12 protein-coding genes are annotated in these 11,674 nt (G+C 41.4%); 3 read left to right on the forward strand and 9 right to left on the reverse strand.

Features of this window, described 5'->3' with window-relative positions; genetic code table 11:
* Positions 1-167: 167 nt before the first annotated feature.
* From NYF15_RS04740 to xerD, 6 genes are all read right to left on the reverse strand, one after another.
* Positions 168-365, reverse strand: coding sequence for a hypothetical protein (locus NYF15_RS04740; RefSeq protein ID WP_130149627.1), 198 nt, complete (start codon positions 363-365; stop codon positions 168-170).
* Positions 366-615: 250 nt separating this feature from the next.
* On the reverse strand, positions 616-2,151 hold the full coding sequence (gene lysS / locus NYF15_RS04745) for a lysine--tRNA ligase (RefSeq protein WP_130149626.1): 1,536 nt from the start codon (positions 2,149-2,151) through the stop codon (positions 616-618).
* 26 nt (positions 2,152-2,177) lie between these two features.
* Positions 2,178-3,276, reverse strand: a protein-coding gene (gene prfB / locus NYF15_RS04750) for a peptide chain release factor 2 (RefSeq protein WP_130149625.1) whose coding sequence is annotated in 2 segments (ribosomal slippage) — positions 2,178-3,200 and positions 3,202-3,276 — 1,098 coding nt in all. Because the reading frame shifts where the segments join, the coding sequence is not laid out codon by codon here.
* Between the two features lie 143 nt (positions 3,277-3,419).
* Positions 3,420-5,141 carry a single-stranded-DNA-specific exonuclease RecJ gene (recJ, locus tag NYF15_RS04755; RefSeq protein ID WP_371352974.1) on the reverse strand — a complete coding sequence of 574 codons (1,722 nt, stop codon included), beginning with the start codon at positions 5,139-5,141 and terminating at the stop codon, positions 3,420-3,422.
* Positions 5,142-5,211: 70 nt separating this feature from the next.
* A complete protein-coding gene (gene dsbC, locus NYF15_RS04760) occupies positions 5,212-5,946 on the reverse strand; it encodes a bifunctional protein-disulfide isomerase/oxidoreductase DsbC (protein ID WP_130149623.1) in 735 nt (244 codons plus the stop codon).
* A 59-nt stretch (positions 5,947-6,005) separates the two neighbouring features.
* Positions 6,006-6,893: a site-specific tyrosine recombinase XerD gene (gene xerD, locus NYF15_RS04765; protein ID WP_371353022.1), complete on the reverse strand. Its 888-nt coding sequence runs from the start codon at positions 6,891-6,893 to the stop codon at positions 6,006-6,008.
* Positions 6,894-7,021: 128 nt separating this feature from the next.
* Here xerD and fldB point away from each other — a divergent pair, with 128 nt between their 5' ends.
* Entirely contained in the window at positions 7,022-7,543 is a 522-nt protein-coding gene (fldB, locus tag NYF15_RS04770; protein WP_062570025.1) for a flavodoxin FldB, read from the forward strand.
* Between the two features lie 44 nt (positions 7,544-7,587).
* Here fldB and NYF15_RS04775 read toward each other — a convergent pair whose 3' ends face one another.
* Together NYF15_RS04775 and NYF15_RS04780 are read right to left on the reverse strand one after the other, a co-directional pair.
* Entirely contained in the window at positions 7,588-8,016 is a 429-nt protein-coding gene (locus NYF15_RS04775) for a DUF2147 domain-containing protein (protein ID WP_130149621.1), read from the reverse strand.
* Between the two features lie 70 nt (positions 8,017-8,086).
* The gene (locus NYF15_RS04780; protein ID WP_371352975.1) at positions 8,087-8,785 is read right to left on the reverse strand and encodes a tRNA1(Val) (adenine(37)-N6)-methyltransferase; all 699 of its coding nucleotides are present in this window, start codon (positions 8,783-8,785) and stop codon (positions 8,087-8,089) included.
* A 76-nt stretch (positions 8,786-8,861) separates the two neighbouring features.
* Between NYF15_RS04780 and srmB the strand changes: the two genes are divergently transcribed.
* Both srmB and NYF15_RS04790 read left to right on the forward strand, forming a co-directional pair.
* Positions 8,862-10,094 (forward strand): ATP-dependent RNA helicase SrmB, encoded by a 1,233-nt coding sequence (gene srmB, locus NYF15_RS04785; RefSeq protein WP_130149619.1) that lies wholly within the window; start codon positions 8,862-8,864, stop codon positions 10,092-10,094.
* A 220-nt stretch (positions 10,095-10,314) separates the two neighbouring features.
* A complete protein-coding gene (locus NYF15_RS04790) occupies positions 10,315-10,653 on the forward strand; it encodes a BON domain-containing protein (protein ID WP_371352976.1) in 339 nt (112 codons plus the stop codon).
* Positions 10,654-10,693: 40 nt separating this feature from the next.
* On the opposite strand, the gene NYF15_RS04795 is transcribed toward NYF15_RS04790, so the two are convergent.
* Positions 10,694-11,626, reverse strand: a complete 933-nt coding sequence (locus NYF15_RS04795) for a hypothetical protein (protein WP_371352977.1) — start codon at positions 11,624-11,626, stop codon at positions 10,694-10,696.
* Between the last annotated feature and the right edge of the window lie 48 nt (positions 11,627-11,674).

Below are 11,674 nucleotides of genomic sequence, written 5' to 3' on the forward strand. Positions count from 1 at the left end.
AAACCCTATACTCCCTTAGCAGGGGAGCGCCTTCGGCCACTCGGCCACCTCTCCATCTTGTGGGGCGTATAATAAAGATTTCAGGCAATATGTCAAACACTTTTCAAGGAAAATAGTGTAGATGGTCACAGAATGGTCATAACAACAAAAAACAGACAATTTTTTGCTCAGTCTTTCGCTGGTTTTTCCTTATTAGTCAATATATCCAAGCCTGTTAAAGGAATTAGCTCATCAGTCATTTCTGCGAGATATTGATCTTGATAACCCAATTGTTGAAATTCAGCAATACATGCACGATAAAACGCATCACGCTGGTGATCGCTTTTATTTGCTTCAGTAGGCAACTGCGAAGGCTTCTTTTTCATTATTATAAAGTCCATTTACGCATTGGATGATAATCGCGCAATTTTCTCATAACCAGGTTAAAAATAACACTATTACAATTACACTTTAGAATAAAAAGTTAAAACTAAGTTACTATGAAAAAATAGCAATTCAGTAACTCTTTTTAGATCAGCTAATTAAAAAAAGAATGTAAGGGGATAAGTGGAAAATTTCAGAATTTTCTGATAACAAAACGCCGCTTAAAAGCGGCGTTTTAAAGACATTAGCTGATTAATCAGCTTGAGGACGCATGTGTGGGAATAAAATCACGTCTTTAATTGTTGGTGAGTCAGTAAATAACATCACTAGACGATCGATACCAATGCCCTCACCCGCTGTTGGCGGTAAGCCGTACTCTAACGCACGAATGTAATCTTCGTCGTAGTGCATTGCTTCATCATCACCGGCGTCTTTCTCTTCAACTTGACGCGAGAAACGCTCAGCTTGGTCTTGTGCATCGTTAAGCTCAGAGAAACCATTGGCTAACTCACGACCACCAACGAAAAACTCGAAACGGTCAGTTACAAACGGGTTTTCATCGTTACGACGCGCAAGTGGAGATACTTCCCACGGGTAAGCTGTGATGAAAGTTGGTTGAATTAACTTGTGCTCAGCTGTCTCTTCGAAAATTTCACATAAGAACTTACCTGGGCCCCATACGCAGTTTTCTGGCACTTTAACGTGTACTTGCTTCGCGTACGCTTTAAGTTCTTCAAAATGGTTTTCAGGGTCATTAAATACAGCCGCATCAAAGTCGGGATTGTACTTAAGAATAGCTTCGCTCATTGTTAGGCGTGCAAAAGGCTTCCCAAAATCATACTCTACTGAGTCTACCACTTCACCGTTTTCATCTTTCGTTGTGTTTACAACAATAGGTGAGCCAAGTACGTCTGTCGCAACAGTGCGTAGCATGTCTTCTGTGATGTTCATCAGGTCAATGTAATCAGCGTATGCTTGGTAGAATTCGATCATTGTGAATTCTGGGTTATGACGCGTTGATAAACCTTCGTTACGGAAGTTACGGTTAATTTCGAATACACGTTCAAAGCCACCAACAACTAAACGTTTTAAGTAAAGCTCTGGTGCAATACGTAAGTACATGTCGATATCAAGTGCATTGTGATGTGTTACGAATGGACGTGCAGACGCACCACCTGGGATCACTTGTAGCATCGGTGTTTCAACTTCCATGAAGTCACGCTCTGCTAAGAAACGACGGATACCTTCAACAACTTTTGAGCGAATACGGAATGTTTCACGCGTCGCATCGTTAGTGATTAAGTCAACATAACGTTGACGGTATTTAGTTTCTTGGTCTGATAAACCATGGAATTTTTCTGGTAATGGACGTAATGACTTAGTCAGTAGCTCGTACTCTGTCATTTCTACGTATAGGTCACCTTTACCTGACTTATTAAGTGCGCCTTTAACACCGATGATGTCACCGATATCAAGTTGACCGTATTTTGCTTTTAACTCTTTTTGTACGTCTTTTGACGCGTACGCTTGAATTTGACCTTTCATGTCTTGTAACGCAAGGAAAGGACCACGTTTCGCAAGAATACGACCCGCTACTGATACAACGTGCTGCTCAGCAACTAATTCTTCTTTCGATTTATCACCAAACTCAGCTTGCAAATCAGCCGTGTAATGTTCACGACGGAATTGGTTTGGATGACCGTTGGCAGGGCAATTTTCGCGGATTGCGTCTAATTTGCCACGACGCTCAGCGATTAACTTATTTTCGTCTTGGATTTGATCAGTCATTTTTTAGCTCTTTTTTAGCTTGGTGGTTATAGGCCAGATTTAAGGCTGGCTTCAATAAATTTATCTAAGTCGCCGTCAAGAACCGCTTGAGTATTACGATTTTCAACGCCTGTACGTAAGTCTTTAATGCGCGAGTCATCAAGCACGTATGAACGAATTTGACTACCCCAGCCAATGTCTGACTTTGCATCTTCTTGGCTTTGTTTCTCTGCATTTTGCTTTTGTAGCTCAAGTTCAAACAATTTCGCTTTTAGCTGTTTCATTGCTTGGTCTTTATTCTTGTGCTGTGAACGCTCATTTTGACACTGAACAACCGTATTGGTTGGCACGTGAGTAATACGCACCGCAGATTCAGTGGTATTTACGTGCTGACCACCGGCACCAGATGCACGGTAAACGTCAATACGTAGGTCAGCCGGATTAATATCAATTTCGATATTATCGTCGATTTCTGGGTAAACGAATGCCGATGCAAACGAGGTATGACGACGACCACTTGAGTCAAACGGGCTCTTACGCACTAAACGGTGAACACCTGTTTCTGTACGTAACCAACCGTATGCATATTCGCCAACGAAGCGCACTGTTGCGCCCTTGATACCAGCCACATCACCATCAGTTGCTTCAACAAGTTCAACTTTAAAGCCTTTTGCCTCACCCCAACGTAAATACATACGCAGTAACATGTTACACCAGTCTTGTGCTTCAGTACCGCCTGAGCCTGATTGTAAATCAAGGTAAGCATCGTTTTGATCTTGCTCGCCAGAGAACATACGACGAAACTCAAGCTTTTCAAGTTGTGCATTTAAATCTTCAAGTTCAGCTTCAGCTTCTTGGAAAGTTTCTTCGTCTTCAGCTTCCACTGCAAGTTCAACTAAGCCTTCAACATCGTCTGTGCCCGTAACGAGATTATCAATGGTCTCAACGATAGCTTCTAGTGATGACTTCTCACGGCCTAACGCTTGCGCACGCTCTGGCTCGTTCCATACTGCTGAATCTTCAAGTTCTGCGTTAACTTCTTCTAACCGCTCTTTCTTAAGAGGGTAGTCAAAGGTACCCCCGAAGCAGTTCAGTACGTTCGCGAATTTCCTTGATTTGGTTAATCACAGGATTCACTTCAAACATGTACATTACTCCAAAATGGCTGATTTACCGCGCACAGCTTACGACAATAATTACGGTAAATTATCTACAAATATTAAAAACGCCCGATTTTAACAAAAAACCGAGCGTTTTATTAGCCTTTTATGCCGATAAAGACGATATTTTTATGTCACTTTTTGTAGCTCTCGAATAATCAGTTGTAACGAAAATTTGCCACGGAATTCATTTATATCGAGCTGATAAGCAGCTTTGACGTATCTCACTTCAGTGTCTGGCCATGCTCGTACGTCAACACCAAATGCAATACCGTCAACTAAGCGCCCTGATTGATGCTTTAAAACCAGTTTTAAGTGCTTTTCACCGACAATACGCTGCTGTATTACTTCGAAAACATGTTCAAACACAGGTTCTGGAAATTGCTGCCCCCAAGGTCCTGCATTTTTTAGCTGATTGGCGAACTCCATCGAAAAGCAGTCATTGGGCAGTTCACCGTCGGTTAGCAAAATGCTTTGTTTATGCTCATCAGTCAGTGTGTCGGTCACCATTTTCTCAAACACCGCTTTAAATTCATTAAAGCATTGCTCATTGATACTCAGCCCCGCCGCCATAGCATGACCACCAAATTTACTGATCAAATGCGGATAGAGTGTATTTACTCGTTCTAGTAAGTCACGCATATGCAGCCCTTCAATAGAGCGGCAAGAGCCTTTTATTTCGCCGTTATCGCCAGCGGCAAAAATAACCGTAGGACGGTGATACTTCTCTTTTAAGCGCCCAGCCAAAATACCAATGACACCTTGGTGCCAATCGGCTTGGTATAAACAAATGGCATCCGGCACTGACTCAGTTTTAAACGCTAAACGGTCAAGTACGGCTTGTGCTTCAGTTTGCATGCCCTGCTCTATTTCACGGCGCTCATGGTTAAGGCTATCAAGCTCGCCGGCAATACGGCGTGCTTGATTTATATCGGTTGATAATAAACAGGCTATGCCTAAACTCATATCATCTAAACGCCCTGCTGCATTTAAGCGTGGCGCCAATGAAAAGCCAAAGTCACTGGCACTTAAACGAGCTGCATTGCGATTTGCCACTTCGATTAACGCACTGATCCCAGGGCGTGTTTTACCACTTCGAATACGTGCTAAACCTTGATGCACTAAGGTGCGGTTATTGGCATCAAGCGCAACTACATCAGCTACAGTGCCAAGAGCAACAATATCAAGTAATTCGGCCAAATTAGGCATTGGATTATGCTGAAAATACCCTTGTTCACGTAAATGGCTGCGCAGTGCAATCAGTAAATAGAACGCCACGCCAACCCCTGCAATGGATTTTGATGGGAAAGAGCAGTCATGGCGATTAGGGTTCACTATCGCATCGGCATTTGGTAATGCCTCACCTTGCAAGTGATGATCAGTGACCAGCACTTTAATACCTGCTTGCTTTACAATAGCAACGCCATCAATACAGGAGATACCATTATCGACGGTAATCACCAGCTCAGGCTGCATTGTCACGATTTGCTCAGCAAGTGCAGGGCTCAAACCATAACCAAGGCTAAATCTGTCCGGCACTAAATAGTCAAGGTTCTGTAAACCAAACATAGCCAAACCTTGCATCAAGGTTGCGGTGCTCGTTGCACCGTCGGCATCAAAGTCACCCACTATTAGCACACGGCTTTGTGATGCCAGCGCGTCTTGTAATAACAACACAGCTCTGTCTATGTCTTTAAACAGCTTAAAGTCATGTAATGTTGCTGCACTATTATCTAATTCTTTGGCATCTTGAACCTGACGAGAGGCATAAATTTGCTTGATAACAGGATGTAAGTGATGTGGAAGATATGAGTCATCAACACGAGGACGAACTTGGATTATTTTTTCCATGTTGGACGTATTACTTTCTTAGCTTAAAGCAGATTAAAGGCCTACCTAAATAGGCCTTTTTATAAAAAGATTATGAAGATGTTTTTGGCAATGCATCAAGTGCTTGGCTGATTTGCGCAGCTGATTGATAACCAGGGATCATCGTACCATCTTCTAAAATAATAGCCGGCGTACCCGACATACCAAAGCTTTGACCTAACTGGTAATGCTCTGCAATTGGCGCACTGCACCCTTCAACAGCGGCAACATCTGCACCCGCTTTGGCTTCTGTAAGCGCTTCAGCAGGGTCTTTTGCACACCATACATTCATTAAATCTTGGTAGCCTTTTCCACGTAAACCACCACGTGGGAAAGCAAGGTATTTAACTGTGATACCTGCATCTAAAAAGTCATCTAATTCACGGTGTAATTTACGACAGTAACCACAGGTGATATCAGTAAATACGGTAATTGAGTGTTTCTCATTCTTTGCTTTGTAAACGATCATTGAGTCTTCATATTCAGCAATACCGGCTTTACGTACATCGCTTAATGCATGTTCTGTAAGGTTTACGCGATTTTCTAGATCGATTAATGTACCTTGCATTAAAAATTGACCATCAGGGCTTGCGTAAAGTACCCCTTTATCTGTAATCAGTTCTTTAAGACCAGCGACAGGGCTTGGATTTACTTGCTTTACGGTTACACCTAATTCGGCAAATTTAGCGATGATAGGCGCATCTGCAGCGTCGGTGGTCGATACACCATTGGCAATCACATTAAGACTTGTGCCAAGCAATGCCGTGGCTAAAACTAACTTTTTCATAACTATCCTATATCCTGATCATTTCTAGTATAGACCGGTACATCTTTAAAAATCTTGCACTACGCACGTGGGTGATGTTGCTCGTGTACCGACTTCAATCTCTCATTGGCTACATGGGTATAAATTTGGGTTGTTGATAAGTCACTATGACCTAACATCATTTGTACCACCCTCAAATCAGCTCCATGATTAAGCAAATGCGTTGCAAACGCATGACGCAGCGTATGTGGTGATAATGGCGATTCAACTGATGCCAAAATAGCATAGTGTTTAATACGATGCCAAAAGGTTTGTCGTGTCATGCCGATTCCACGTTTAGATGGAAACACAAAATCAGTGGCATGCTTAATCATATGTGAACGGCCCACTTTTAAAAACTGTTCAAGCCAATACATGGCTTCTTCACCTAGGGGAACTAAACGTTCTTTATTACCTTTACCTTTTACAAACACCACAGCTTGACGCAAGTTAATCTGCTCCATTCGAAGCCCCACTAGCTCTGTAACACGAAGTCCTGTTGCATATAAAAGCTCAAGCATAGCTTTATCGCGAAGCCCCATTGGATCTTCGATATCAGGAGCACCAAGGAGTGCTTCAACCTCGGCTTCAGACAGCGTTTTAGGCAATGACTGCCCTGCTTTTGGCTGAGCAATATTGACCATCGGCGAATCAGCTATCGCTTTTTCGCGAACAAAATACTGATAAAAACGTTTAAGTGCGCTAATACTACGCGCGGTACTGCGTGATTTAAGTCCCAAATCAACGCGATATGCTAAATACGCTTCAATATCTTCATTACTCACAGCTAGAAGATCTTTATCTTTTAAAAATTGACAAAACTTTTCAAGGTCACTTCGATACGCAGCCAGCGTATTCTCACTAACGCCTTGTTCGAGATACAGCGTATCTAAAAATAACTCTAAATGTTCGGCATTGTTAGGCGACATTAACACTTTCTCTGCGGGAAAATTATGATCAGCCACGCGTACTCTCATCCTTATCAAGGTATCAATTGATTATACCTTACGGTAAACTTGCACCTATCATATCAGGCAAATACACAGTGATAAATACGATGCAGATTGGTTTATTTTATGGTTCTACAACCTGCTACACAGAAATAGCAGCTGAAAAAATTCGCGATATTATCGGCCAAGACATAGTGAGTCTTCACAATATCAAAGATGAGCCATTAAAAAATGCTGAGCAATTCGATTTTGTTATTTTCGGCATTTCAACGTGGGACTTCGGTGAATTACAGGAAGATTGGGAATCAATCTGGGACGACATTAAAGATGTTAACCTAAATGGTAAAACCGTGGCTCTGTTTGGTATGGGCGATCAACAAGGTTACGGCCAGTGGTTTCAAGATGCGCTCGGTATGTTACACGATGAAATTTGCGACCAAACGATTACTTTATTAGGTAAGTGGCCAAATGATGACAGTTATGAATTCGAGGCTTCAAAAGCACTCACTGAAGATGGTAAACAGTTTGTTGGCTTAGCACTTGATGAAGACAGTCAATATGAACTGAGCGATGAACGCATTGCCTCGTGGGTTGAACAAGTCATGACTGAGTACAGCGAAAGCTTATAAAAATAACGCATATTAAGCCAAGCATTGCTTGGCTTTTCTCTTGTTTACTCTACACGCTGCCAATACTGGTTACGGTAGAAAAAAGCAATATAACCGCGAACTTCAAGCACTTGACCTTGCTCTTGTGGCGTTAGTTTTAAGGTATAGGTCTTACCGCTATTCGGGTCAAGAATCTCACCATCTTGCCAGCTTCCATCTCCCGCATCGGTTGCACCTTCAATTATTGTCATGCCAAGAATTGGTTGGTTTTTTTTATCACCATCGCATTCTTCACAAATAGCATCCTGCTTTGCTGGATTGAGAATTTTTTCTACTTTTCCTGTTAATACGCCATTTTGTTCGCTAATGCGTACCAGTGATTTTGCTTCGTTTGTCTCTTCATTTATTGTTTTCCAAAGTCCCACAGGACTCAACGCAGCAAAAGTATATTGAGAGAAAAGTAATGCACTTAAAGTTATAGATAAACGTAACATAAACAGCTCTTATAATTTTAAAACGCCACCACTATAGCAAGGCTTGAGTAAACACTCTATTTTTAGATAGTTACATTTTTAAATAGAAATCCTTACACAAAGAAACATACTCATCACTATAGCCGCCTTCTGCAGCATGAATAGTCAAAGAACTTGTCTGACAAACCTCTGGCTGTAAAGAAAATAACATTAAACTTCGGCTAGGTAATTTTTTTAATGTGGTTCGTACATTACACATACGCGCCAAGTTCAACCCTTTACACTTAGCTTGTTCAATAAAAGAAGATGCCTCTTTGCAGGGTAAAATTACATTGAGTAAGGTGTTGGCGTGACTTAACTTAGTACAACACTCAATTAACTCAGAAAAACCAAGACCATCTGTATGACGCGCCGTATTACGTGCTTCATTGTCCCCTTTTAGACTCGCATTAAAATACGGAGGGTTAGTAATAATTACATCAAAGGGCTGTGTTGATTGAAAAGACTGTATGGCACCATGATGTAAACAAATCTCAGGCCAAGGACTATTTGCAAAGTTAAACTTAGCGTCAATACACGCCTCAACATCTACTTCGATTGCCACCACTTTCGCCTTTGGAGCACGCTGTTTTGCCATCAAAGCAAGCAACCCCGTTCCTGTACCTATATCGAGAAGGGATTTTGCATTTGCCAATTCAGCCCAAGCACCTAATAAAATACCATCTGTCGAAACCTTCATCGCAGAACGAGTTTGCTCAACTGTAAATTGTTTAAACACAAAGCCTGACATTTTTTCACCTTTTCATTCACCACAGTGCTGATAGCTAGTATAATCAAGTCTAATTGTCCTCTATTTATGTCACTCTATGCAATTTTCTGAATTTGATATCGATAACAAGCTGTTAAATGCCATCAATAAAATGGGTTTTGATACGCCAACAAGTATTCAACAACAAGCGATCCCTGAAGCACTACAAGGTCGTGATATTTTGGCATCTGCCCCTACTGGTACGGGTAAAACAGCCGCGTTTTTGATTCCTGCAATTCAATACTTGCTTGACTTCCCACGTCGCGATCCAGGTTTTGCACGGGTGCTGATCATGACCCCCACTCGTGAACTTGCTTATCAAATTCATGAGCAATGTGAACTGCTAGCTGCACAAACGCACTTAAAAATAGGTGTTGTAACGGGCGGTATTAACTACGGGACACATAAAGAGATTTTTGAAAGCAATAACGACATTCTTATTGCGACACCAGGTCGCTTAATGGAATATCTCGAAACTGAGAACTTCCACGCTGAAAACGTCGAAATGCTTATTCTCGATGAAGCGGATCGCATGCTTGATATGGGCTTTCGCAAAGAAATGCTACGTATCTGTGATGAAGCGCGTAATCGTCGTCAGTGCTTCTTATTCTCTGCCACATTAGAAGGCGACAGCGTTGAGTTATTTGCCGAGCGCATTTTGAATGATCCTGCACTACTCGAAGCAGAATCGTCACGCAAAGAAAAAGGCAAAATTCATCAATGGGTGCACTTAGCAGATGATTATAATCACAAATTAAAGATGCTCATTGATACGCTTAACAGTGACGATCTGCAAAAAGCCATTGTCTTTGTAAAAACACGTGAGCGCCTTGAAACTCTGATTGGCGCTCTAAATAACGAAGGGCTTCGTGTTGCTTGGCTACGTGGTGAAATGCCACAAGATAAACGCATGAAAGCAATGGAAAACTTCCATTCTGGTCGCAATAAAATTTTAGTTGCAACTGACGTAGCGGCGCGTGGTATTGATGTAGCTGATATTAGCCATGTAATTAACTTTGATATGCCCCGTACAGCAGATGTGTATGTGCACCGAATTGGCCGTACCGGTCGTGCAGGTAAAAAAGGCACAGCAATTTCATTTGTAGAAGCACATGACGTTGCTATTTTGGGCAAGGTTGAACGCTATATTGAACAAAAGTTAAAGCGTCGTGTTATTAAAGGATTAGAGCCACAACACAAAGAAGCAAAGATCCCGTCGAAAAAGAAAAAGGATCCTATAAAGATGAAGGCTAAAAAGAAAGCAAAGGTAAAAGCGAAAAAGAAAAAATAACCTTCGTAGATGCTGTAATAACTAAAAAATGCCGTGCTTGTCACGGCATTTTTGTGTGTACTTTTTGCTGCCATTTTTACTAACTAGTGTGTAATTAATTCATAGCTTTTTTACTGAAAAAACTATAAACAATATATTACTCTTTAAAATCAATGCATTACATCTTGGAATAAAAATTGTAACTGGTTCAGCATATGCTCATCATTCACGAGGGAATCGTATGAACCGTTTCAAACTAACAGTAGTACTTACATCATTTTGTTGTATTTTTTTACTTGCATGCGCAACACAAGTTAGCGCTAATACCAGTGTATTAACTACTAGCACATCGGCTCAGCCTCGACTTCAGCAATTAGCTCTTCAAAAGCTGATGAGTAACCCTAATTTTTCTATCGAGAACCTACAAGTTATTGTTAACGGCGATACGATTGAATTATATGGCTCCACGGAAACGGGCTTTAAACGCGCATTAGCACAAAAGTTTTTAGAGCACAGTCAAGGAGTTAACCGTGTGAAAAACAACCTTAAAGTTAGCCAGTCTAATACAGCTAGCCTTTAAGGCCATTTTCTAGAAGAATAAGTAACTTAACGTTAGTTACTTATTCTCCTTTAGCGTCTAAATTAATAAATTTAGCAAGTTCTTCTGGTTGACCAGCTAGGCTCATAATTTGTTGGTTAATTTCTAGCATCGTTTTGCCCTCAGGTAAACTTGCAGACAAAGATAATGAAGATAAACCATTGGCAAAATTAATAATCGCTGTCGCTAAATCTGCGCTAACAGGGGCCTGTTGCAGCTGCATTGTGACCATCTGCTGAAATTGCTCATGCGTCATACCTTGCGCTTCTAAAAAGCTTTCTACTACCGCTTTTAATTCACCTTCGTTTTCAATCGCAAATTCAACGCTGCGAGGTTCTAACTCTGACATAGCAGCCATCATTTTTGACTGCTGCTGAAGCTGCTGCTCAAGGGTTGGTTGTGCACCGCCAGAGGCTTTTTGTTGTTGGCTAATAGCAAGTGATGCTTCCATCAAAGGGGTAGACTTGGCTAATCCTAAATTAAACGTAACATCAGCTACATCTGCTGCGGTTACTTTCAGTGCAAAGTCACTATCACCTGAGTCTTTATTGTAATCAAGCGATGAGTTTACGTTGTAGCTCGTAGAGGCTAGTTTACTATTGGCACTTTGTGGCAGTTGCGTTAAGAAAGAATCGCTAAAGCGAAAGTTAGTCATTACAAACCCAGTGTGCGGAGGAATGGCATCTTCCTCATAGCCTGTCACTTCAATGGTATCAATACTGGCAACTTGCTCATCCCCTTCAACACTTTGCACTTTGATACCAGATAGCTGCACACTGTTACTAAATACACTTGCTGAAATATCGTCATACATCACCTCAACACCACTTTGAGCTGAAAGTGCAGCGATTTGCTGATCAACCACTTTTTTCACTTCCTGTGTTGCTGTGTAGTTCGCATAATATGCGCCACCTGCAACAGCTGCGACAGCAACTGCAATTACTAACTTCTTCATTTTATTTCCTTTAAGTTGGTGCTAATTTCTTGAGAGTGTTGAGCTTAA

It is taken from the genome of Pseudoalteromonas sp. 68 DY56-GL68 (genome assembly GCF_041414825.1).
Lineage (GTDB): Bacteria > Pseudomonadota > Gammaproteobacteria > Enterobacterales > Alteromonadaceae > Pseudoalteromonas.

Bases quoted from the DNA above. Each gene is read 5' to 3' on its own strand.
- NYF15_RS04790 (WP_371352976.1), top strand. From the start codon at position 10,315: ATGAACCGTTTCAAACTAACAGTAGTACTTACATCATTTTGTTGTATT.
- lysS (WP_130149626.1), bottom strand. From the start codon at position 2,151: ATGACTGATCAAATCCAAGACGAAAATAAGTTAATCGCTGAGCGTCGT.
- fldB (WP_062570025.1), top strand. From the start codon at position 7,022: ATGCAGATTGGTTTATTTTATGGTTCTACAACCTGCTACACAGAAATA.
- dsbC (WP_130149623.1), bottom strand. From the start codon at position 5,946: ATGAAAAAGTTAGTTTTAGCCACGGCATTGCTTGGCACAAGTCTTAAT.
- srmB (WP_130149619.1), top strand. From the start codon at position 8,862: ATGCAATTTTCTGAATTTGATATCGATAACAAGCTGTTAAATGCCATC.
- NYF15_RS04780 (WP_371352975.1), bottom strand. From the start codon at position 8,785: ATGTCAGGCTTTGTGTTTAAACAATTTACAGTTGAGCAAACTCGTTCT.
- xerD (WP_371353022.1), bottom strand. From the start codon at position 6,893: ATGTCGCCTAACAATGCCGAACATTTAGAGTTATTTTTAGATACGCTG.
- recJ (WP_371352974.1), bottom strand. From the start codon at position 5,141: ATGGAAAAAATAATCCAAGTTCGTCCTCGTGTTGATGACTCATATCTT.
- NYF15_RS04740 (WP_130149627.1), bottom strand. From the start codon at position 365: ATGAAAAAGAAGCCTTCGCAGTTGCCTACTGAAGCAAATAAAAGCGAT.
- NYF15_RS04795 (WP_371352977.1), bottom strand. From the start codon at position 11,626: ATGAAGAAGTTAGTAATTGCAGTTGCTGTCGCAGCTGTTGCAGGTGGC.
- NYF15_RS04775 (WP_130149621.1), bottom strand. From the start codon at position 8,016: ATGTTACGTTTATCTATAACTTTAAGTGCATTACTTTTCTCTCAATAT.